The organism is Rhizobium redzepovicii, from assembly GCF_019793435.1.
Lineage (GTDB): Bacteria > Pseudomonadota > Alphaproteobacteria > Rhizobiales > Rhizobiaceae > Rhizobium > Rhizobium redzepovicii.
The window spans coordinates 65,805-88,508 of the sequence record NZ_JAILYH010000010.1 but is presented as its reverse complement, the minus strand read 5'-3'; the positions used below and the strand labels follow the sequence as shown (position 1 = coordinate 88,508).

24 protein-coding genes are annotated in these 22,704 nt (G+C 59.7%); all 24 read right to left on the bottom strand.

Annotated features, from left to right (window positions below):
• Positions 1–20: 20 nt before the first annotated feature.
• Positions 21–860, bottom strand: coding sequence for a WecB/TagA/CpsF family glycosyltransferase (locus tag K6N12_RS17405; protein ID WP_097623894.1), 840 nt, complete (start codon positions 858–860; stop codon positions 21–23).
• Between the two features lie 287 nt (positions 861–1,147).
• The gene (locus tag K6N12_RS17400; protein ID WP_097623893.1) at positions 1,148–1,687 is read right to left on the bottom strand and encodes a hypothetical protein; all 540 of its coding nucleotides are present in this window, start codon (positions 1,685–1,687) and stop codon (positions 1,148–1,150) included.
• A complete protein-coding gene (locus K6N12_RS17395) occupies positions 1,687–2,052 on the bottom strand; it encodes a hypothetical protein (protein ID WP_003570277.1) in 366 nt (121 codons plus the stop codon). Before K6N12_RS17395 ends, K6N12_RS17400 begins: the two co-directional genes overlap by 1 nt.
• 124 nt (positions 2,053–2,176) lie before the next feature.
• The gene (locus K6N12_RS17390; RefSeq protein ID WP_054183705.1) at positions 2,177–2,740 is read right to left on the bottom strand and encodes a rod-binding protein; all 564 of its coding nucleotides are present in this window, start codon (positions 2,738–2,740) and stop codon (positions 2,177–2,179) included.
• A 31-nt stretch (positions 2,741–2,771) separates the two neighbouring features.
• A complete protein-coding gene (locus K6N12_RS17385; protein ID WP_003588513.1) occupies positions 2,772–3,185 on the bottom strand; it encodes a hypothetical protein in 414 nt (137 codons plus the stop codon).
• Positions 3,186–3,189: 4 nt separating this feature from the next.
• Entirely contained in the window at positions 3,190–3,942 is a 753-nt protein-coding gene (locus K6N12_RS17380; protein ID WP_097623892.1) for a flagellar biosynthetic protein FliR, read from the bottom strand.
• Positions 3,939–6,026 carry a flagellar biosynthesis protein FlhA gene (flhA, locus tag K6N12_RS17375; protein ID WP_097623891.1) on the bottom strand — a complete coding sequence of 696 codons (2,088 nt, stop codon included), beginning with the start codon at positions 6,024–6,026 and terminating at the stop codon, positions 3,939–3,941. The genes K6N12_RS17380 and flhA overlap by 4 nt, the downstream gene beginning before the upstream one ends.
• A gap of 88 nt (positions 6,027–6,114) precedes the next feature.
• Complete coding sequence (gene fliQ, locus K6N12_RS17370) at positions 6,115–6,381, bottom strand: flagellar biosynthesis protein FliQ (RefSeq protein ID WP_009992823.1); 267 nt, start codon at positions 6,379–6,381, stop codon at positions 6,115–6,117.
• An 88-nt stretch (positions 6,382–6,469) separates the two neighbouring features.
• The gene (gene flgD, locus K6N12_RS17365) at positions 6,470–6,904 is read right to left on the bottom strand and encodes a flagellar hook assembly protein FlgD (RefSeq protein WP_097623890.1); all 435 of its coding nucleotides are present in this window, start codon (positions 6,902–6,904) and stop codon (positions 6,470–6,472) included.
• On the bottom strand, positions 6,895–7,344 hold the full coding sequence (gene flbT / locus K6N12_RS17360; protein WP_003584285.1) for a flagellar biosynthesis repressor FlbT: 450 nt from the start codon (positions 7,342–7,344) through the stop codon (positions 6,895–6,897). The genes flgD and flbT overlap by 10 nt, the downstream gene beginning before the upstream one ends.
• On the bottom strand, positions 7,341–7,688 hold the full coding sequence (gene flaF / locus K6N12_RS17355) for a flagellar biosynthesis regulator FlaF (protein ID WP_012556615.1): 348 nt from the start codon (positions 7,686–7,688) through the stop codon (positions 7,341–7,343). The genes flbT and flaF overlap by 4 nt, the downstream gene beginning before the upstream one ends.
• A gap of 36 nt (positions 7,689–7,724) precedes the next feature.
• Positions 7,725–8,771 carry a flagellar hook-associated family protein gene (locus K6N12_RS17350; RefSeq protein ID WP_097623889.1) on the bottom strand — a complete coding sequence of 349 codons (1,047 nt, stop codon included), beginning with the start codon at positions 8,769–8,771 and terminating at the stop codon, positions 7,725–7,727.
• Between the two features lie 3 nt (positions 8,772–8,774).
• Positions 8,775–10,262 (bottom strand): flagellar hook-associated protein FlgK, encoded by a 1,488-nt coding sequence (gene flgK, locus K6N12_RS17345; RefSeq protein WP_097623888.1) that lies wholly within the window; start codon positions 10,260–10,262, stop codon positions 8,775–8,777.
• Positions 10,263–10,281: 19 nt separating this feature from the next.
• Positions 10,282–11,601: a flagellar hook protein FlgE gene (locus K6N12_RS17340; protein ID WP_097623887.1), complete on the bottom strand. Its 1,320-nt coding sequence runs from the start codon at positions 11,599–11,601 to the stop codon at positions 10,282–10,284.
• A gap of 126 nt (positions 11,602–11,727) precedes the next feature.
• A complete protein-coding gene (gene rem, locus K6N12_RS17335) occupies positions 11,728–12,399 on the bottom strand; it encodes a transcriptional activator Rem (protein WP_003588527.1) in 672 nt (223 codons plus the stop codon).
• A gap of 280 nt (positions 12,400–12,679) precedes the next feature.
• On the bottom strand, positions 12,680–13,237 hold the full coding sequence (locus tag K6N12_RS17330) for a lytic transglycosylase domain-containing protein (RefSeq protein ID WP_097623886.1): 558 nt from the start codon (positions 13,235–13,237) through the stop codon (positions 12,680–12,682).
• Positions 13,185–14,606, bottom strand: a complete 1,422-nt coding sequence (gene fliK / locus K6N12_RS17325) for a flagellar hook-length control protein FliK (RefSeq protein WP_222148915.1) — start codon at positions 14,604–14,606, stop codon at positions 13,185–13,187. Before fliK ends, K6N12_RS17330 begins: the two co-directional genes overlap by 53 nt.
• Complete coding sequence (gene motC / locus K6N12_RS17320; protein WP_097623884.1) at positions 14,603–15,898, bottom strand: chemotaxis protein MotC; 1,296 nt, start codon at positions 15,896–15,898, stop codon at positions 14,603–14,605. The genes fliK and motC overlap by 4 nt, the downstream gene beginning before the upstream one ends.
• A 4-nt stretch (positions 15,899–15,902) precedes the next feature.
• Positions 15,903–17,246, bottom strand: a complete 1,344-nt coding sequence (locus tag K6N12_RS17315; protein ID WP_097623883.1) for a MotB family protein — start codon at positions 17,244–17,246, stop codon at positions 15,903–15,905.
• On the bottom strand, positions 17,243–17,872 hold the full coding sequence (locus K6N12_RS17310) for a hypothetical protein (protein ID WP_097623882.1): 630 nt from the start codon (positions 17,870–17,872) through the stop codon (positions 17,243–17,245). Before K6N12_RS17310 ends, K6N12_RS17315 begins: the two co-directional genes overlap by 4 nt.
• A gap of 200 nt (positions 17,873–18,072) precedes the next feature.
• Positions 18,073–19,035: a flagellin N-terminal helical domain-containing protein gene (locus K6N12_RS17305; RefSeq protein WP_097623881.1), complete on the bottom strand. Its 963-nt coding sequence runs from the start codon at positions 19,033–19,035 to the stop codon at positions 18,073–18,075.
• Positions 19,036–19,333: 298 nt separating this feature from the next.
• Positions 19,334–20,245, bottom strand: coding sequence for a flagellin N-terminal helical domain-containing protein (locus K6N12_RS17300; protein ID WP_097623880.1), 912 nt, complete (start codon positions 20,243–20,245; stop codon positions 19,334–19,336).
• Positions 20,246–20,491: 246 nt separating this feature from the next.
• A complete protein-coding gene (locus tag K6N12_RS17295) occupies positions 20,492–21,400 on the bottom strand; it encodes a flagellin N-terminal helical domain-containing protein (RefSeq protein ID WP_097623879.1) in 909 nt (302 codons plus the stop codon).
• 281 nt (positions 21,401–21,681) lie between these two features.
• Complete coding sequence (locus tag K6N12_RS17290) at positions 21,682–22,587, bottom strand: flagellin N-terminal helical domain-containing protein (protein ID WP_097623878.1); 906 nt, start codon at positions 22,585–22,587, stop codon at positions 21,682–21,684.
• Between the last annotated feature and the right edge of the window lie 117 nt (positions 22,588–22,704).

The window sequence follows — 22,704 nt, the reverse complement described above, 5'->3', positions numbered from 1 at the left end:
GTCTTGCAAAGACGCGAGGGTCAGCTTGCCTTCTTGTGTTCCGACCGTGGCTGCAGCGCGGTGTTGTGTTCTTCCGGATGCCTGAGGATTCGCTCGCGCCGGCGGAAGCGGTAGCGCAGGACATGGAAAAGGAAGACCGGGATGCCGACGACGTAGCGGCGCCAGAGGCGCGTCGGCTCCTGCAGCAGGCGATAGGCCCATTCCAGCCGCATCATCCGCACCGTCCTCGGCGCACGCGGGACGGCGCCGGAGACGAAGTCGAAGAGAGCGCCCACCGTCAGCACCAGGCGCGCATGATCGGCACGGATATTGTCGTGGACCCATTTTTCCTGCAGCGGCGTTCCCATGCCGACGATCAGAATGTCGAGCTTCTGGCGCTCGATCTCCTCGGTGACCTCAGTGGAATCGACCTTGTCGAAATAACCGTCGGAAACCACGACGAATTCATGCCAGGGCGTATGCCTGCGGAAATTTTCAGCCGCCGCCTCGACGACCGAACGCGTGCCGCCGATCAGACCGATGCGGCGCGGAGCCTCCATGAAGGTGAGGAAGGCCGGCACAAAATCGGTGCCGTTCAAATTGGCGGGAAAGGGCGAACCATGGGCGATCTGCGATGCGATGTTGAGACCGATGCCATCCGGCAGCACCAAATTGTGCGACATGATCCGGTAGTATTCGTCATCGTGAAGCGCGGTCAGCATGTTGTGGGCGTTGACGAAGCAAACCACGGTCTGGCCGACGGGAATGGAGGCCAGCTCGTTGATGAAAACGAGGGCATCGTCCCAGCCGAGATCGCAGACCGGCAGATCGAAGATCGTCCGCCGCGATGCGAGCACCGCGAAGTTCGCAATCAGATTCATTCCTACCTCCTGCCTAGGATGCTTCATGCGCCCGACATCCCGGAAAACAAGCCCACACTTCCGCACCGGGCCTCGAAAGCCCCGGTCGCGTCCCGCCGTGACGGCGTCGCCCCGATTTCAGAAGCGGCGCATGTCAAGCTGTGACAGCTGGTATAACAGGACGGTTTCAAACAACCCTTAGGAAAATTCCTTGAATTTCCATGCTCGCATAAGTGGTTTGTTAACCACGCGCGCCAACGGAAAACGGCGCCTTCCGGCGCCGTTGTTCGTCGATATCATTGTCGTGCTTAGTGAGCGGCTGGCGCCGGCGCTTCACCGGCCGGTGCGGTCTCGACGATCTTGACGGGTGTGCCCACCTTCTTCGGCGCCCCGGCCGAGCTTTCCTTGACATCTTCCTTGGAGAGATAGTCGAGCTGCTCCAGCATGACCTCGGCGACATATTCGCCGCCGAGGCGCTCGTTCATGCCCTTCTTGATCTCTTCGCGGAAGGCCTTCGGATCGAAGGATTTGATGTGGGCGATATCGACCATCTTGTTGCCGACGAGCAGGCTGAAAAGCTGGTCGGTGGTCATTTCGGCCAGCGGCAGCGTCACGTCTTTCAGCATCTCCTTGTTCATCATGAAGGAAACGCGGCCGAGGAAGTAGCCGGTGATCGCACCATTGCCGATGATGGGGACCGTGATGGTTTCACCCTTCACCAGTTCAAGCGCGCTCTGTTTGGAATCCGTTGCCGCGGGCGCCGGCGCGGTCGCCAGGTACACGGAGAAATAGACCGATGCCAAGGTGATGGCGCAAACCCAGACACCGGTGAGGACGAGCTTGATCATCAGTTTCCACGCGCGGCAAATTGTTCCTGGGAATAGGTCCCGTCGGCATCGGCGTCCTGAACGGCGTTCTTCAGCAGATCGGCGACAGCGCGAACCGCTTCGAGATGCGCCTCGACCCGACGGGCGTTGAGAACCAGCTTCTTCTTCAGCCCGTGCAACTGATCGAGATGGGCAGCGGCAAGCTCGGCCGGATCGGTGTCGCGGAAAAGCATCGACAGCTCATAGAGGCAGCGGCTTTTATGCGCATTGGAGACCTTGAGATCGAACTGCGGATCGCTGCCGATCCGGGTGTTCTCATTGTCGATGATCATTTCGAGGCGTCCGAGAACGGATTTGATTCTGTATTCGTTCGAAACTATTTCCATTGTACCCTCGATTATGCGTCGCTTGGAGCGCCATGCCGAAAACTGTGCGCGGATTTCGCGCGACATCACGCTCTAACTATTTCATTGAGAACAAGATTCAGGTTTTAGGCCAACGGGCCCCAAATCATCCTGTTCTGTCGGTCTTGGCTTCAGCGGTGGGCGTGCCGAATGTCTTGCGCTGGAAGTCGTCGATCATGCTGAGCGCAGTGTTGCGGTCATCGTTATCGGTCGAGGCATTGACGATCTTGCCTTCCTGTCGGCGCAGCTGCTCGGCGTACATCTGCTTGGCGATGCCGATGCCGTCGCCCTTGGCCATGGTGTTGCCGAGCTGTTCGGCCATCATGCCCTTCCAGATATCGCCGGTCGCGCCCTTGCCGTAGACGTCTTCGCTTTCGCTCGGCAGCATGGACTTGACGAAATTCTGCAGCACCATGGCCTCGAATTTCCGGTAGCTTTCCGGCACTTCCTCGGCCTTCGTGCGGTTCTGGATGTTGTTAAGGCCGCTTTTCTGGCTGATATGGTCGAGGACGTCGACCGTATTGGAGAAGCCCTTGCCATTTTCGGCGAGGCTCGTTGCGGCAAAGGCCGCACGATTTGCCTTCAATTTTTCCTGGGCCGCCTGAACCTCCATGGGGTCGGCAGCTTTGACAACGTCCAGGACCAGATCACTGGGAGGCGAAATAGCCACGTTACAATCCTCTAATTTAAGATCGTAACGACTATGGGTTTCGAAGCTTGCTGGAGGCTGGCGTTGCGAATTGCTGATCGATGACATCGTAGACGGCATTGTCGTCGGCCTCGCGGCGCTCGGCCTCGAGGGCTTCTTTCATGCCTTCTTCGAAACGGTCGCCCTTGGCGCGCTCACGCGCCAGCCGCATTTCGTGAACCTCCTGCATGCCGGTCAGCTGCAGGTCCTTGATCGAAAGCCTGCCGAATCGGTCGGCGTAATTCTGCGAAAAGGCATGGTGGACGGGGTCCATCGAGCCGAGTGCGAGGATCACGTCATCCATCGCCGCATTGACCTCGACGCGCTGGCGGCTGGTTTCGGCCAGATCGTTCTCGGCCATCCTTTCGATATGCCTTTGCACCGAGAGCAGTCGCTTAAGCTTCTGGGAGCGGTTCTTATCGATCATCGCCTCATCGCCCGATATAGATCGAGCCGAAGGACTGGCCGAACTGGCTGACCAAGGCCGCAATCGAGAAGTAGATCAGGAAGAGCCCGCCCATCAGCAGATAGGGCGTCGAGATGAAGTAGACCGGGATCTGCGGCGCCAACTTGTTGATGAAGCCGATCGAGACGTTGAAGATCAGGCCGTAGATCAGAAAGGGGCTCGACAGCCGCAGCATGATGTAGGTGGTCTGCTCCAGCGTGTCGCTAAAGGAGATCAGCGTCGCCCGCATCTGCATCAGGCCGCCGAAAGGCATGGTCGTGTAGGAATCGATCAGCGCCCGAAAGACGATGTGATGGAAGTCCATGATGAACAGGATCATGATGCCGGCAAAGGTGATGAAGCCGGAAAGGCTGCTCTCCGGCGTGTCTTCGATGATATCGGCCGAGCCCGGCTGGGTATAACCAACCATGGTGGCAATGATCGTCGCGGCGAACTGCATGCCGAGCGTGTAGATCCGCGCCAGCATGCCGTACATCACGCCGATCAGCGATTCGCTGACGATCAGGCCGATATAGGTTCCGGAACCGGTGTGGACGGCCGGATAGACCGTGTCCCACAGCAGCGGCATGACGGCGATCGACAGCGCGACGGCGATGAAGACGCGCAGCTGTTCGGGCACGCGCGCCGAGGAAAAACCCGGAAGAGCCAGCACACAGCCACCGATCCGGCAGAAAACCAGAAACAGTGCGAGAACGGTCCCTTGCGGGTCTGTTATCATGAAATAGAGCCCAAAATCTTTATCTCGATGCCCTTGGCCAGTTCGACATGCGACAGGACCGGCAGCGTGGCGAACAGGCGTTCGATGATCATGCGCACATAGGAGCGTGTTTCCGGCGAGGTGACAAGTGCGAATGGCAGACCGCGATCCATGAACTCACGGATAACTTTGGTGGCCTGTTCGCTGAATTCTTCCAGGTTACGCGGATCGATGTCGAATTCGATCACCTCGCCCTTGGCGTCGCGCTTCAGCGCCTGGTGGAAAGCGAGATCCCATTTGCTGCCCAGCCTAAGGACGCGCAGCACGCCGTTGTCGGCAAGGTCGCCGCAGAGCTGCTGGGCCATGCGGATGCGGACATGCTCGACGATCTGCTCGGTCTTCCTGACATGCGGGGCGAGTTCGGCCACCGCTTCGAGAATGAGGTGCAGGTTGCGGATCGAGACGCGTTCGGCAAGCAGGAGCTTGAGCACCGCCTGCAGGCCCGAATAGGACATATGCGACGAGCAGATCTCGTCGGCGAGCTTCTTGTATTCGGGGTCGAGCCGGTCGATCAGCACCTTGACGTCCTTGTAAGACAGAAGCTGCGGCAGGTTGTTGCGGATGACCTCGCTCATATGGGTGAGCACAACGGAAACGTTGTCGATCGGCTGGAAGCCCTCGCGTTTCAGATCGTCGGCAAAGTTTTCGAGGATCGAGACGGCCGGCATGCCGAAAGCGGGTTCGCGGATTTCATCGCCGGGGATGCTCGGCCGGCGGCCGGCGCCGGTGACGACCAGGACTTCGCCGACGCGCAGCAGGTTGGAGGCCACCGTCGTGCCGTGGATGCGGATCTGGTAGGACTTCTCGGCGATGGCAATGTCGTCGGTGACCTTGATCTCGGGCACGACGAAACCGTATTGGGTGGCGAACTTCTTGCGCATCTTGCCGACGCGGAAGGCGAGTTCCTGGTGGGCGCCGAGCAGGCGGGTCGAGACCATCTTGCCGAGCGCAAGCTCGATCTCGGAGGTCCGCAGCACCGACTTGACCGAATCCTTTTCCAGCTCCTTGCTCTGGACGACCTTCTTTTCCTCCTGCTCGCGGCGAAGCTTGTTTTCAGCCTCGACCTGACGCGGGATAAACCAGGCGCCGAAGGCAAGAAGACTGCCGAGGATCACGAAGGGGACGAAGGGCAGTCCCGGCATCAGCGCCAGGACGAACATCAGCACGGCCGAGACCGAGAGTGCGCGGGGGTAACCGCTCAACTGGTTGACGACCGCCTGGTCGGTGGAGCCGGTCGTGCCGCCGCGCGAGACGAGAAGGCCGGCGGCGAGCGAGACGATGAGGGCCGGCATCTGCGAGACGAGGCCGTCGCCGACGGAGAGCTTGACGAAGACGTCGGCTGCTTCGCCGATCGGCATGCCGTGGCGGAAATAGCCGATGATGATGCCGCCGAAGACGTTGATGGCGGTGATGATCAGGCCGGCGACGGCATCGCCGCGCACGAATTTCGAGGCACCGTCCATCGCACCGAAGAACGAGCTTTCCTCTTCGAGTTCCCGGCGCCGGCGCTGGGCTTCCCTTTCATCGATGATGCCGGCCGAAAGATCGGCGTCGATCGACATCTGCTTGCCGGGGATGGCATCCAGCGTGAAGCGCGCGCCGACTTCGGCGATACGCGTGGCGCCCTTGGTGATGACGATGAAGTTGATGGTGATGAGGATCAGGAAGACGATCAGACCGATGACGAAGTCGCCGGACATCACCAGGCTTGCGAAACCGGCGATGACGCCGCCGGCCGCGTCATGGCCTTCATTGCCGTGGGACAGGATGACGCGCGTCGTCGCGATGTTCAGCGCCAGCCGGGTCATCGTCGCGATCAGCAGAATGGTCGGGAAAGACGAAAAATCGAGCGGTTTCTGGATCCACAGCGCAACCATCAGGATCAGCACCGAGAAGGCGATCGAGAAGGCCAGCCCCATGTCGATCAGGAATGGCGGGATCGGCAGGAAGAGAATGCAGATGATGCCGATGATGCCGAGGGCAAAACCGACATCGCGCAGGCTCGGGGCGACTTTCGGAAGGGGGAGTGCAGGTGGTTGCGCCATAACAGTTCCGTCTCTTCATGAGAGGAGGCGGACTCGGTCCGCCCAATTCGGATCGAGAGTTAAATGGCGAAGCTTGCGCGAAGGTGGCTCAGAAACCGGACTGGATGCGCGAAAAGACGAGATTGGTGAAAATCGAGATCTGCGAGCCGACGAAGGGTGCTGTGACGCCGACGGTGATCAGCACGGCGACGATCTTCGGCACGAAGGTCAGCGTCGCTTCCTGCACCTGGGTCAAGGCCTGGATCAGGGCGATGACGAGACCCACGACCATCGCAGCAATGACGGCCGGACCGGCGGCAATCAGGACGGTCCAGATCGCAGCCTGGAACAGATCCAATGCATCAGCTTCATTCATCTGAAGGCAACCTCATATCGCCTCGAAGCAGCCCGCCGTGGCCGGGCCGCTATTGATTGGTGTCCCTCGGCGCGTCGGCGCCGTGGTATCAGGTATCGCTGTCGCTGGTCGGCGCCTTGTCGGCAACAGTGATTCCCGCCTGGACGAGTATATTACCGCCATCGGTGGTCGTCGCAATGATGCCGTCGGAATAAACCTTGACGGATTCGATGGTGCCTTTGACGGTGCCGTCTGCGCTTTCCATGTATTTGCCGACGTAGCTGCTGGCCTGGGTGAGGCTCGAGCTTGCCAGCAGCGTATCCAGCTTGGTGTTGGTCTGGATCGTCTGCTCGACCTGCGAGAAGCTTGCCAGCTGCGACATCTGCTCGCTGGCATCGACCGGATCGGTCGGATCCTGGTTCTTCATCTGCGCAATGAGCAGCTGAAGGAAATTGTCGTAGTTCAGCGTCGCCTTGCTCTGGGCCGAACTGGTCGAGCTCGTCGTACTCGTCGTGCTGACGCTTGATGTCGCATCTACCGCCATGGTGCAATCTCCCTGCGAATCTGCTCGACCATTGTCGGCGGCATCTCGTGGTTGTTGAGGATATTGTCTTCGATCGCGTAGAGGCCACGGATCGCCTTCAGCGCATCGAAAGCGCGGCCGGTCGAGACGAGTGCATCGATGCGCTTCAGTTCGGCGAGGATTTCCTCGTTTTTGAAGCAGCTGAGCAGCATGGTGATCGACTTGCGGAACATCGCCGTCGAGTGGTCCTTGCCCTCGGGATTGATGAGGATCATCTGTGCGATGAAATACAGCTGACGCAGGGGCGTGGTGGCGCCTTCGGGCTGGAGGACGTGGTTTTCGAGAAGGAACGTCACATCATTCAGGAATTCCAGCGCGACCTTGCGGTCGACACGCAGGACGGCGCCGTTGATGAAGATTCTTTCTCCGGCTTTCAGAGAAATGCGAAGTGTACTTTTCATTTAAGTCCATCCCTGATGATGGTGGTAACGTCGATGATGCCCTGGTAGTTATTCGACAGACGTTTTCGGATCCTGTCGCATTCCTTCAAAATCCAGATTGCGATCGAGATGAGGTTGGCCCTGAGCTCGATCTCCAGCTGGTTGTCGGGATGCTTCAGATCCTCGATGAAGCTGATCCATACCCTGCGCGTATAAAACAGGGCTTCGATGGCTTCCCGGCCGTATTTTTCCTTTTCGCGCGCCAGCGACAGCAGATCTATGGACCGGTCAAGAACCTGCCATTCCCGCTCTTTCGCGTCGGCCACCGAGTCCTGCATGACTTCGGCATAAGAGAACTGATACATTCATGCATCCTTCTTAGTCTTGCGCGCCTTTGCTCATCAAAGGTAGTTTACGAGACTCAACTGCTGGATCTTCGAGACGATCGTGTAAGCCGTTTCAAGCTGCGTTTCCAAGGTCTTGACGAGGGTCGAAGCCTCGTAGGGATCGACGCCCTGAAGGTCGACGAGCTTGTTCTTGATGATGTTCGACTGGGCGTCGAGGGCGTCGTTGGACTTCTTGACGCGCTCCTGGGAAAGACCGAGCTGGCTTGCCTGCGTCACGAGGCCGCTGGTCGCCTTCGTCGTGTAGCTGATTGCCTGCTTCGACACCGTGCTCATCGCGTCGCTGCTCAGGTCCTGGCCAAGCAGCGCCGAGGTCATCACCGAGGCGAGCGCCATGTAGCGCATGCCTTCGGAATTGGCGTTGGTCGAGGATTCGATGACTTCCGAATTGCTGATGCGGCTCGTCATGTTCTGGCTCGATGCCTGCGACCAGCCGGTCGTCGCATTGGTCCAGTTTGCCTCGCTGAACATCGGCTCGACCATCGTCGTAATGAAGGTCTCCATTTCGTCGCCGGTGAGATCGCTGACGCCCTTGCCGAGGCCCGTCGCATATGTATTCAGCGCGGTGACGATATCCGCGCTCGTCGCCGTCGTCTGGTCAGTCAGCGGCTGCACATCGGTGTTGATGCCGGAGAACAAGTATTCGCCGTTCACCATGGTATTGGCCGTGTCCATCATAGTGGACAGCGCGCTGGTCGCCGACTGGATGGCGACGGTAATGCTGCCGGGATCGTGGCTGCCCTGGAGCGCCGTCAGCTTCGAAACGAGACCGTCGCCGACGTCCTTCATCTTGGACAGGCCGAGTTGCGAGGATTCCATGCGCGCGGTGACGAGCGAATTGCTCGATTTGATCGTGTCGATCCTGTCGACCTCGCGGCTGAAGTCGACGCTTCTGGCGGCGTTGCCGCCGAGCGAGACACCGATGTCGGCATAGACACCCGTCGTTGCCTCCATCGTCGCCTTCGTCATCTGGTTCTGCCCCTGACGAATGGTCAAGCGCATCGCATTCTGAATGGCTGAACTTGAAATAAATGAGCTCTTCATGGCTTAACTCGCAATATCCAGCAATGACTTCAACATTTCGTCGACAGCGTTCAGGATTTTGGTCGCCGCCTTGTAAGATTGCTCTATGTCAAGGAGCAGCGTCAGTTCCTCGTCGAGGTTGACACCCGTCTCGTTGGAATAGGCTTCGTCCGAGCGCGACAGCGCCGCCGAGGTGTTTTCCGCCGCGGTCGTGGCATTGCTGCGATACTGCTCGAGCCAACCGAGGGAATTCGTGGCGTATTCCATGATGCTGACGTTCGAATCGATGCCCGTCGAGGTGTCGAATCCGGCCGTCGTCCCCGTTGCCGGATCGAAATCGATATCGGAGCCCAAGGCATTATAAAGACTATCGAGGTCCGTCGTATAACCACTGAGGTGGGTAGGATTGTTGACGACGCCGTCGGCGTTGACGCCGCCATCGCGCAGGCGCATCGGGTCGCCGCCCTGCGAGGTGATGACGGTGCTGCTGACGGTGATGGTCGACGCCATACCGGCAACCGCGGTGCTGCCGGCCTCGACCGTGTCGCCGCTCCAGGTGAAGAGACCTGTCACATAGGCCGGGGTCCCCGACGTGCTCTGCTCCTTGAAGAGCGATACCAGGCCGCGGGCGATTTCATCGAGCTGCTTCTGGAAGTTGGGAGCGATCTCGTCACGGACCTGCAGGAGCGACTGAAGGCTTCCCTGCCCCGTCGCCGTCGATCCGCTGCCACGCGGAAGCGCGACACCGTCGATATAGACCGAATTGCCGGCGATGGTGGCATTGTAGGCATCCTTCGCCTGGAACGTCACCGTGCGCGGGATCGTCTCGAAGAGAATCGTCCCGTCAGACGTGCTCAGCACCATGTCGTTGTTGTCGCGCGTCGTGGCGCTGACGCCGACGATCTGCGAAATCTGCTTGAGGGCCTTCTCGCGTTCGTCGAGAGCGCTGGAGGGATCCGCGCCCGTGGCCGTGGCGGTCTTCACCGCATTGTTGGCGGTCTCGAACTGGCTGAGCAGCGTATTCAGCGTATCGACCGCGGTAGCGATCTGCTTGTCGGCGCTGGCGCGGACATCCTGTACGGAACTCGACGCATTGTTCAGCGAGTTGGCGACGTCCTGGGCGGCGGTGATCGCGCCCTGGGCGGCGACGGTGCTGCCGGGCGTCGTGCGGAAGGCCTGAAGTTTCTGCTGGAAAACACCGAGATAGGTGGATGGCGACGTCTCGTAGTCGTTGCCACCCATGATCGACTTGAGGTCCTCGAGACCGCTGAGCAGGGTTTGCTGGGCGCTGTCCTGGGAGGACGACTTCAGATATTGGCGCAGCAGCGCATCTTCCTGCGCCCGGTCGATCTTGACGACCTGCGCGCCGTTCAGGGACGTGGTGAGCATCGCCTGCCGGCGCACGTAATCCTTGTTGCCGGCATTCGAAATATTGTTCGATACGACACTGCTCTGCGTGCCGGTATTGTTGAATATTCCCTGCGCGGTATTAAGTGCGGACGTGAGCGACATGGCTTACCCGTTACCCTGATTATCTCTTGAGGTTGACGAGGACGTCCATGATGTCGGACCCCGTCTGGAACACCTTGGAATTGGCGGTATAGCTGCGTTGGGATTCGATCATCTCGGTGAGCTCGCCGGCAAGGTCGACGTTCGAACCTTCGAGAGCACCCGACTTGATCGTGCCGAGGCCGTTGGTCTGCGGGAAACCGGTGACAGTGACGCCCGACTGGCCGTTGGCGCTGTAGACGTTTCCGCTCATCAGCGTCAACTTGTCCGGACTTGCGACATTCGCGAGCGGAATGCGGTAGAGCGGCTTGGTGCTGCCGTCCTCGTATTTGGCGTAGACTATGCCGTCGCCGTCGATCGTTACGTCCTTGACCGGGCTTGCGGCTTGACCGTTCGGCGTGCCGGTGCCGGCAAACTCGGCGCCGAGCTGCGTAAAGCCCGTGAGATCCATGTCGATATCCAAACCAGTTACCGGATCGGAGATCGTGACGGTGCCCGTTGAGTTGGTGATCTTGCCGGTTGAGTCGAACTCGAGCGTGGTCTCTGCCACGGTGCCGCCGGTGGGGGTGGTGGTACTGTAGGGGAAGGAGGTCGTTCCGCCGGTTGCCGCATCGGCGTTGCGGAAGATCGCAACCTCCCAAGTGCTGGCGGTGCCGGTTGCCGGCGGTGGTGTAGTAACCGAGGTCTTGGTGAAGTAGAAGTCGTACATCACCTTGTTGCCGAGCGTGTCGTAGGCGACCATCGAGAACTTCTTGGTGTCGGTTGTCGGGGTGCCGGTTGCGCCGTTGTCGCTCGGAAGCGTCGCAGGAGCGACCGGAGCAACGTTAGCGTTGGAATTAAGGTTGCCCTTGAAGACGCCTGACGTCGAGGCGATGGCAGTTAATCCTTCCTGGTTGACATTGACGGGAACGAGGCCGTCGAAGCCGTTGACGACGACGGCGGGAGCGCCGGAGTCGTAGGAATAACCCATCAGGCCGAAGCCGGCGGCGTTGACGAGATTGCCTTCGTCGTCCTTCGTGAAGTCGCCGGCGCGGGTCAGGACAGGCGTGCCGTCGGCGCCCTGGACGATGAAGAAGCCGTCGCCCGAGATCGCAAGGTCGGTGGTGGAGGTGGTGTAGGAAATATCGCCCTGGTCGGAGACGGCCTGGCGGACGGAGGTCTGAACGCCGCCGGAATTGTAGTTGCCGCCCGAGGATGGCAGAACCAGCGACGAGAAGCTCGTCGACACGGCCTTGTAACCGGTCGTGTTAACGTTGGCGATATTGTCGGAGACCGTGCTGAGGCGGTTCGCCTGCGCATTCATGCCCGATACCGCCGTCTTCATGCTGCCGAAAATGCTCATCTGAAAACCTCGTTTTACCTGTTAAGCTCGAGAGTATTTGTCGGGCCTTGCGTGAAGCTGTCTGTGATGGCGCGCTGCGAGGCCAATATCGAGGTTCAGCCGGGCGTCGCCGCCCGGCCGGAAAAATCAGGCCCAATCGATGCAGTAGCCAAGGAAGCGCTTGGAATCGACCGGATCGACGCCGAGCTTCTTGCGCAGCTTCTTGCGCAGCTTCGAGATATGGCTTTCGACGACATTCTCCTCGACCTCCTCATCGAAGATGCCGTAGATGGCGTTGAAGATCTGGGTCTTGGTGACCCGGCGACCGCGATTGGCGATTAGATATTCGAGGATGCGGCGCTCGCGCCGGGGAAGCGCGAAGACTTCGCCGTTGATCTCAGGGTCGCGGCCGTCCGAGAAGACGCGGATCCCGCCGATTTCGGTGTAGTTGGCAATCGCCTTCAGCCGGCGCCGGATCGCAGCCGCCCTTGCCAGGATTTCGCGCGGATGCACCGGTTTGCGCACCACATCGTCGACGCCACAATCGAATAGCGCAAGGGTGTTTTCGAGCGAGGGCTGGTCGCTGACCGCAATTACCGGCGCCATCGACCGGTCCCGGATCGCCCGGGGGAGTTCGAGGCTGCGCTGGCCCTGACCGATCAGGAAGGCCTCGACTGCCGCAATATCGGAATCGGCGGCGGTCTGTACCCACTCGCCAAATTCCGCTGGATCAAAGCCGGTGGAGGGAATGCCCTCACGACCAAACAGAGATGTGTATCCATCTTTCACGAGCTCACGCTCATCAACCACGACGATCATTCGTCCGCCTCCGAATCAGTGTGGCACTTCGATGATCTATGGGTACGAATCGCACGAATCGGCGACAACTCGTTAAAGTTAATGGCAGAAACTAATAATTGATTAAGATCTGGGTAGCGATTTGATCTATATCTAGTGGGTCTAGCTGTTTATGCACACCAAAATTTCGTGGAAAAGTTAACGGCCCCTTAATTATGACTTGCGCAGGGGATTCATGCCGGATTCCTGCCATATTGTGACACAGTTTCGTCACAATGGGCCCATTCCATCTTTGGTTGAATTAATTTCGGCAAAAGTTACTCGCATTGGGAGTCCACTTGCCGTAGCCCGTGGCGACCAGATTGGCGATGACGCGGCAGACATATTGCTTCTGCGCGGGGTCATTGTTGGGGCCTGCATGGTATCTGGCTACCGCCATCGTCCATGTCTCGTGACGGTCATGCAGGTCGCGGAGGAATTTTGCTGCATACTCGACGTTGCGATGCGGGTCGAACATATCCTCGGCCGAGCCAAAATTTTCGCCATGATAGTAATGGTTGATCTGCATGCAGCCGATGTCGATGAGCTTGGCGCCGCTGCTGCGGGCGACATCGAACTGCCGCATCGCGTCCTGTTCGGAGGGCGGAAAGATCGCCTTGCCTTCGACGTTCATTGCATAGGGATAGAGCGAGCCCTTGCGGCCGGTCTCCGTCAGGCCGACCGAATAGAGGATGCCTTCCGGGATACCGTATTTGGCAGCTGCCGACTGGATCTCACGCTCGCAGGCGCCGGTGGAGGCTTTGACCTCAGAGGTAAACGCCGCCAGTGCCGCCGCTGCGGCCAGCATTAGCGTCTTCAATACCGGTCTCGCCTCCACCATTGAAGCCTCCGTCCGCCCGCTGTGCCGTCTGATTGTGACGCTCGCGCGCCTCGCCGCCCTGCCCCTGCTGGGCGAGCGACTGCTGCTGGGAGGCCTGGCCTTGACTGCCTGCCTGGTTGCCGGCGTCGCTACGCTCGACCGGCGCCATGCTGATGGTAACGTTGTCGACGGCGTAGCCCTGGCTGCGCAGTGCTTCGAGAATCTTGCCGTGATCTTCCTTCATCTGACGGTAGGCCGCGCCGGTTTCGACCTTGAGGTCGACATTCAGGGCGTCGCCGGACAGGCGCATGGTCGCCGTCACCATGCCGAGATCGAGCGGATTCATCTGGATCTTCAGCGTATTGACCACCTTGCCGGTGCTTGTCCATTCCGCCGCATTGGAGAGCGCCGAGCTCGGTTCCATGGCGCGCGCCCATTCTGAATCGCCGGAGAGAGCGGCAGTGAGGGCGGCGGAATTCGAATTCTGCATCAGGCCGATATAGCGGCGCGACTCGAGAACCGAAACGTTTTCGACATCGGCTTTCTTGGCGCTGTCCTTAGGCCCGGCCTGATCGGTGCCGAGGTGAACATCCATCGACACGCCACGGCCATCGGCGCGGCTGATCCTGAACGTCCTGCCGTCGGCGGCTTCGGCATTCTCCGATCCCGGCACCTTGACGTCACCTACCATGCCACTGTCGACGTTGCCGCTGACGGCCGCCAAGGCGTCGGACGCATGGCCGCCTGCCTTGGCTTCGATATCCTCGATCTTCTTGTCGGCTTCATCGGCTTTGGCGGACGCATGATGGACGCCTGCGGTCACCGGCAAACCAACGGCGCCGTCGGCAGGTCCCTGCTTCAGCAGGCCGAGGACATCGGAAATGCCGCCGTCATTATCCTCACTGTCCTTGTCCGTATCGGTATCCAACGCGTCGGCTTTGGCATGCTTGCCGCCTTTGGCCGCCTCGGTCGAGCGGTCTTTCGGGTCGACCTTGCCGAAGGCGATATCCGCCTGCACCTTGACTGCAGCCTTTGCGGGCTTTGCCGCGACGACATTTGCGATGGTCTCCGGCGGCCCTTCAGCCTGCGCCTTCAAAGCGGCATCGCCGAGATCGATCAACGGCTTTGCGCCATTGCGGCTGCGGATGGTCCGCGCCACTTTCTCGGCGCCGGCATCGGCAACTGCACCCTGATCCGGCTGCGCATCGTCGGCGTCGTCATTGACGGCGCCGTTGCTTGCCTTGGCAAGCGCGTCGGAAAAGCCGTTCTTTTGGCCGCCAGCATCGTCTTTGCCCATCGGCCGTGCAGATTTCACAGCCGCGGCAGAATCAGGACCGGCGGCTCCGCCCAAGACGCTCATATCCATCATTGTTCGTTGCCTTCCTGCGCCAGAAGACCGTCGATCTCGTCGAGCTTAGACCGATTGGTCGTCACAAATGCGTTGAATGAGGGGTCGGTACCCTGGCTCTGGCCAGTCGATGCCACACCTCCCGGAACAGGCTCGGAAAGCGCGCCTGGCGCTCCCGGTTGCGGAGCTATAGCCGCAGCCTTTTCAGAAGTGATTTCTTGATCAGAAGTGTTAGGGCCCGAGGCTTGCGTCAGGCTTGCCGGGTCGGGAGCGCGCAGGATCTGCTCGGCAACCGATCGTGCCGCCTCCTGCAACGCCTGATCCCGCGGCGAAAGCGTGTCACCGGCGATGCCGCTGACATTCTTCGCTGCCCGGTCGATATCCTCTGTGGTAAGGCCGGCCATGCCGCCATAGAAATCCGCAAGAGGACCGAAGGCATTGTCAGTGCCGGCGCCAAGCGACTGCACACGGTCGACCGCCATATGGGCCAGCTGCGGCTTTCCCGCGATCGCCGCAGCGCGGGCGATGCGCAGATAGACCTCGCGCTGGCGCGGCGCGTCCATGAAGGACAGGATGTCGATGACATCCTGCGGCTTCACGTCGTGATCATGGCCGACGACGAGTGTCACGAAAAGGTCGGCGAACTGGCTGGCATAAGGCGAATGTAGGAAGCGCCTGATATAGCGCTGCGAATAGGCCATGCCCCTGTCGAGCATCCCCTTGTCGACGCAGATGGCGACGGAGCGGCGCAACGCCGCTTCCTCGACGATCGTGCCGGGTGCCGCAAGGCGCGCCTGGTCGTAGAGATCCAGTGCGTCTGTCGGCTTCGTCGCGATCAGCACGTTGCCGCCGATCAACGCAAGGTATGGGCCGATCTTCTTGTCGCGGTATTCCCTGGCCGTCTCCTCCAGGGTCTTGGCGACGAGCAGCCCCTTACCGCTCAGATATTTTCTGAGCACATCGGTGACACGGTTGTCGAAATAGCCGTTGACGTCGTGGGCGATCAGATATTCGAGCGTCTGCGGATTGCCGCCGCTCATCGCGTAGATCAGCGCTGCATCGACGTTGCGGTCGTCATCGAAGACCGAAGTATCGACGCTGCGCAGCCGCTCGTCGATCGTTCCCAGCATGAAGCGCTGCATCTCTCCGGCCGAATGATCCCCGGAGACGACGGAATCCTGCACAAACTGCAGCGACCGCAGCATCTTGTACGGTGCAAGATCGTCCGGATCCTGCGCCTTGGCTGCGGCCGGCGAAAGCATCGCCAGACCGAGAGCCACAAATCCGACATAGCGATGCTGCCGACGCGCCATCCTGTTATCCTCGATCCGCCTGCACCAGGATCTCGATCCGGCGGTTGGTCGCGTTGAACGGGTCGGACGGCAGCTTCAGCCGGCGGTCGGCAAAGCCCGAAACCTGGGAGATGCGTTTTTCGTCGAGCCCGCCGCGCACAAGCATATAATAAGCGCTCTGGGCGCGGTCCATCGAAAGCCGCCAGTTTTCATTCTGCGCGCCCTTATACTGGCGCCCGTCCGTATGGCCGCGGATGGCGACCGCGCCGCCCCTTTCCTTCAGGATCGCGCCGATCTTTTCCATGGCGAGCACCATTTCCTGGCGGGGAACCGCGGAACCGATATTGAACATCGAGTCGTCGCTCTGGTCGGAGATGCTGACGAGCAATCCGCCTTCGGATGCCGTTACGGTCAGGCCTTCGGCAAGCTTGCCGGCAATGCCGCCGATCTGCTGAGCGATCTGCTCCTGCAGTTGCTCGGCTTGTTTCTGCTGCTGCTGTTCGGTCTCGGCCGCGCTCTTGTCCGCATCCTTCTGATGATCGGCGTCCTTCTGCGCTGCATCCTTTTGCGCTGGGGCCTTCTTGTCCTCAGCCTTCTTATCGCCAGACTTCTTGTCATCCGGCGCCTTGCCGTCCTTGGCCTCGGCCGCGCCCTTGGCTTCCTGAGCGGCCTTCTGATCGGTGGTCAGCGGTATCGGCTTCATATCCTCGACCTTGGCCATCTCGGTTGTCGCGCTTTCAGCCGCCTGCTCGTCGCTCTTGCCGGGAGGCGCGGACTTGCCGGCTGTCGTGACCTCAACCTGCTTCGTCCAGAAATCCGGATCGAAGGGATCACGATAGGCTTCGCCGCCATCGGCGCCGGTGGCCGGGCCGGAATCGGCGGCACCGCCATCGCCCTTGGCGCTGACATTGGCCTGCTGGCCGACTTCCTGCGCGATCTCGGCCAGAACCGAATACGGATTTTCGAAGAAATCGGCCTCGGAATAATTGGTCTGGTCGCCTGATGTCGATGTCTGGTCGTCACCATCCGCCGAAGCCTTGCCGTCGTTCGGATTTTCTTCCTTCTGTTTCGACTTCTCCTGCTTCTCCTCGCCTTCGGCGTTGTCGACGGGCTTCTTCAATCCCTTCTCGGTCGGCTTTTCGTCGGAAAGCTTGATCGGATTGAAATAGGTCGCGACCGAGGCCTTGGTCTCCTCGTTGGCGGCATTGACCAGCCACATGACCAGGAAGAACGCCATCATCGCCGTCATGAAGTCGGCATAGGCAATTTTCCACGCACCGCCATGGGAGCCATCGTGATCACCGCCGCCATGTCTCTTGACGATGATGATCTCGTTCTTGCCGTGGTGGTGGTTTTCGCCTTCGCTCATTCGAGAACTTTCTTCAAGCTGGCTGCCCAGGCGGACATACGGGTGACGATGACGGAATCGCCGATTTCGACGGCAAGATCGATATCGTCAGTCTCAATGTGTCGAACCGCCTCGGCATGTTCACCGAGCTCGGCGGCTAAGAGTTCGAAAAGCCGGCTGGGCCCGCGGACGACGATCGGTCCGGCAGCGCCCTCGAGGATCGAGTCGCGCAGCAGCACGGCGAGGCTTTCGGCTGCCCTGGCGGCAAGCGCTTCGGTCATCACGGGCGCGATGGCGATAGAGGCACCGGCACTGACCAGCTGCGCGACCTCTTCGGCAATATCGCGGACGCGGGATGCAATGACCGCTGCCGCCTCGACTTCGTAGCGAAGCCTCAGCTCGGCAAGCTCACGCGCGTGAGCCTCGGCCAGCGTCCGCGTCTCGCGTTCGTATTTTTCGGTCAAATCAGCGGTCGCTGCGGCATGACCTTGCGCATAGGCATTGCGGCGCTCCGCCTCGACGTCGATTACCGGTTCGCTCGGCATTTCGGGAAAACCGTCGCCGCCGAAATCGTCCATCTCGATGATCGGCGCTGACGGTTCCGGTTCACCGAAATCCTTCAAATACCGGGAAAGCGTAATGCTCATAAAAAACCATCCAGCATTCGGGAGGCATGCAGCATATCCACCCCCGCTCAAAACGAACTTGCGCGCCGGCACGTCGCTTCGAACGGGCAAGGGCTTCACCTTGCACCGGCACGGATTCGGACGATGCCTTCATGCCGGAAACTAGGAAGTCAAACTTGCGCGAGGATGAATGGCACCGCCATCCGCGATCGCGCCCACCTTTATTCCAGCAGGATCAAAATCTTGCTCGAAGCCGTGTTGAGGATCGAGATCGCTTCGACGGCCATCTGCTTCTGGGTTTCGATCGCCTTTTGCCGGATCGAAGCCTCGTCCATGTCGGTATCGACGAGCGCGCCGACGCTCTTGTCGATCGAATCGGAGAGATCGGCCGTATAGTCCATCTGATCGTCGATACGCGTCTTCATCACACCGATGGAAGCGGCCGTCGTCGTCAGCGAGGAAAGCAGCGAGTCGGTCACATCGAGCATATCGGTGAGTTGCGCATCGGTCGTATTCTTGTCGATCGCAATTTCCGTGCCCGTCGCCGGCGTGGTCGAGCTGGCGTCCAAAAGGTAATAGTTGCGCGCCGTCGCGCCGCTGTTGTTGATCGCGTTGGCATCGACCGCCTTGGTAAACAGTCCGCCGCTCGCATCGTTCTTATCGATGAGGATGGTTTGCGACGAGGGGAAATCGATGGTCTGAGCTTGATATTCGCCAGTCGGCGCGCGCACGAAACTCGAAATCACCGACCATGTCGGCGGCGCGGCGGTGTCGCCGTTCAGCAGCCAGTTTTCGCCGGCAAACGACGTCGATTCAACGACGGTCTTCAGCTGCTCCTTATATTCGCTGATCTCAGCATTGATCTTGTCCTTGTCGGTGCCGGGCTCTTTTGCCGCAACCAGCTTGGCGCGAATCTGGCCCATAAGATCAATCGCCGAGGTCATCGCCGTGTAGGTCGCATCCACCTTGGCAGCGCCGAGTCCAAGCGCATCTCCGATCGTGCCCAGATTGGTGCTGTCTGAGCGCATGACGGTTGCGATCGACCAGTAGGACGCATCGTCGGAGGCCGTCTCGATACGGTAACCCGAGGAAACTTGCTGCTGTGTCTGGCTGGCTTCTTTGTTGATGCTGCGTAGCACCGCAAGCGCATTCACCGCGGCCGCGCTGGTAATCTTAACGGTCATCGACAGGTCTCGGAATAAGGTCAAGGGGCAGGCCGGAATGCCGGCGGCGACTGAAGTGGCATCATGCCTCCGGTAGAGTTTCTACCGGCGTGTCGCAAAAGCAAATCAACTGAAAGCGAAGGTAACTCGATATCAACCCGTTGGGCAAGAGCGCAGCGCCGAACGCGCCGCGTCGATCGCGACGCAATTCAAGCCATTGATATAAAAGAAAAAACCGCGCCGTTTCGGACGCGGTTCGTAGGCTTTTCGCTTGTTGCCGGACGAGGGCGCAAGATTCGGTCCAGCTTCAGCGCCCGATTTAGCTGCGGAACAGCGTGAGAATGTTCTGAGCGCTGGAGTTGGCGATCGACAGCGACTGGATCGCCAGCTGCTGCTGCGTTTGCAACGCCGTCAGCTTACTCGATTCCTCCTCCATATCGGCATCGACAAGGCGGCCCACGCCCGAGTCGATCGAGTCGCTGAGCGCGCCGACGAAATTTTCCTGCAGTTCGATTCGCGTGGAAATCGAGCCGAGCTGCGATGCGGCCTTGGTCATCGCGTCCAAGCCGGCCTCGATCGAGGTCAGGGCCATGGAGATCTCAACCGAGCCGAAGGTGCTGATGTCCATCGAGTAGATCGAGCCGATCGTACCGTATGATGTGCCAATAATGCCGGAGCTCGTCTCGATCGAGCCGACCGAGTCCATGCCGAAGAGGACGTTGCCCGTGGAGCTTGAGTCCAGGATGTAGTCCGTCGTCTTGACGGAGACATTGCCGTTGCCATCGCGCACGAAGGTGGAAACCACGCTCTTAGTGCCGTCAGCGCCGGCAACCCAGTTTTCACCGGAAAAGGAAGCCGATTGGGCAATGCTGAGCAACTGCTGCTGCAACTGGCCGATTTCTTCCTGGACCTTGGTCTTGTCGACGCCCTTTTCGGTCGCGGCGACGATCTTCGCCTTGATTTCGCTGATGACGTCGATAGCGCTGTCCATGGCGGAATAAGCGGTATCGACCTTGGCGGCACCGAGGCCGAGAGCGTCGGAGACGGCGGAAAGTGCCTTGTTGTCCGAACGCATGGTCGTTGCGATCGACCAGTAGGCGGCGTTGTCGGACGCTTTTTCGACGCGATAACCCGACGATACGCGGTTCTGCGTAGCCTCGAGGCCGTCATTGATTCCGCGGAGTGTCTGAAGGGCGGCCATCGCCGCAACGTTCGTCAAAATGCTGGTCATGAAATGATTGCCCCTTGTCGGCAGTTGATAAAAAGGGACATTCCGGAAGCTACCGGGAACGGGGACCAGCCTCATGCCTGTTAACCGGTTCTTAAATTTGGTTAACCCGCCGTCTCGTTGACCTGAGAAAACAGCATTATGGTTAATCAACCGTTAACAGACACTAAAAAAAGCCGCGCTCCATTGAAGCGCGGCTCGTTTCCGAAGTCCCGCCGGAGACCGGCGGGCCGATATTTCCGAGGGTTATTAGCCGCGGAACAGCGTGAGGATGGTCTGCGAAGAGGAGTTCGCGATCGACAGTGACTGGACGGCCAGCTGCTGCTGGGTCTGCAGAGCGCTGAGCTTGGAGGATTCTTCTTCCATGTCGGCGTCGACGAGACGGCCGACACCGGAGTCGATCGAGTCGCTGAGAGCGGATACGAAGTTTTCCTGCAGTTCGATGCGCTTGGAGATCGAGCCGAGAGCAGCGCCGGCGCTGGTCATGGACTTCAGAGCCGCTTCGACATTGGTCAGAGCCGTCTGGATCTCGCCGAGGGTGAAGTTGGTGATGTCCATCGCGTAGACAGAACCGGTGGCGCCGTTCGACGTGCCGAGGATACCCGTGGAGGTTTCAACAGCGCCGCCGCTCATGCCGAACAGAACGTTGCCTGCGGAGCCGTCGTCGAGAACGTAGTCGGTCATCACGACCGAGACAGCGTTGGAGCCGTCACGAACGAAGGAGGCAACGACGTTCTTGGTGCCGTCGGCGCCGGCAACCCAGTTTTCACCGGAGAAGGAAGCCGACTGAGCGACGCTCAGGAGCTGCTGCTGCAGCTGGCTGATTTCTTCCTGGACCTTGGCCTTGTCGACGCCGTTTTCAGTCGCGGCAACCAGCTTGGCCTTGATGTTCCCGACGACATCGATGGCGCTGTCCATGGCGGAATAAGCGGTATCAACCTTGGCGGCGCCGAGGCCGAGAGCGTCGGAGACGGCGGAAAGCGCCTTGTTGTCCGAACGCATGGTCGTTGCGATCGACCAGTAAGCAGCATTGTCGGAAGCCTGGCCAACGCGATAGCCGGACGAAACGTGAGCCTGGGTTGTCTGGAGACCCTGGTTGATGCCACGGAGAGTCTGGAGGGCTGCCATCGCAGCGTTATTGGTGTTGATGCTCGTCATAGTTTGTTTGCCCCTTGTTGGCAGATTTTAAAAAGGGACATTCCGGATTTTCGGCCGGCCCACAGCGATCAGCATCATGCCTGTTAACCAGTCTCGTTAAGGTTAACTCGCCGTTTCGATGGGCCTAGAAAACAGCAAGATGGTTAAGGAAAGCTAAATTCAAAATGGAAATAGCGTAAAAATATCTGACACTTAGAAGGTTTTTCATTAACCTTATGTTAAAACATTTCGCGGCCGGGAATGACCCGGCCGCGAAACTTGAAAACCTTTGCCGACCGCTCTTAGCGGAAGAGCGACAAGATGTTCTGCGAAGAGGAATTCGCAATCGACAGCGACTGGATCGCCAGCTGCTGCTGGGTCTGCAGGGCGCTGAGCTTGGAGGATTCTTCTTCCATGTTGGCGTCGACGAGACGGCCGACACCGGAGTCGATCGAGTCGCTGAGAGCGTTGACGAAATCGTCCTGGTTGTCGATACGCTTGGAGAGCGAGCCGAGAGCAGCACCGGCGCTGGTCATGGACTTCAGAGCCGCTTCGACGTTGGTCAGAGCCGTCTGGATCTGGCCGGCGGTGAAGTTGGTGATGTCCATCCCGTAGATTGAACCGGTGGCGCCGTTCGACGTGCCGAGGATACCCGTGGAGGTTTCGACCGAGCCGCCGCTCATGCCGAACAGAACGTTGCCTGCAGAGCCGTCGTCGAGAACGTAGTCGGTGGTGGTGACCGACACGGCGTTGGAGCCGTCGCGGACGAACGAGGAAACGACGCTCTTGGTGCCGTCGGCGCCGGCAACCCAGTTTTCACCGTTGAACGAAGCCGACTGAGCGATGCTCTTCAGCTGTTCCTGCAGCTGGCTGATTTCTTCCTGGACCTTGGCCTTGTCAACGCCGTTTTCAGTGGCGGCAACCAGCTTGGCCTTGATGTCGCCGACGACGTCAATGGCGCTGTCCATGGCGGTGTAAGCGGTGTCGACCTTGGCAGCGCCCATGCCGAGAGCGTCGGAAACGGCAGAAAGCGCCTTGTTGTCCGAACGCATGGTCGTTGCGATCGACCAGTAAGCAGCGTTGTCGGAAGCCTTTTCGACGCGGTAGCCCGACGAAACGTGGTTCTGCGTGCTGTTCAGGTTCTGGTTGACGCTGCGTAGCGTCTGGAGAGCGGCCTGTGCGGAAGAATTGGTGTTAATGCTTGTCATAAATCTGTCCCCTGGAAACTAGATACAAAAAGGAGGACATACCGGACTATAGTACCGGCGATGACGGACCAGCTTCATGCTACTCGGCGCCTTTTTTTGTTTGGCCCAAACCCGTCA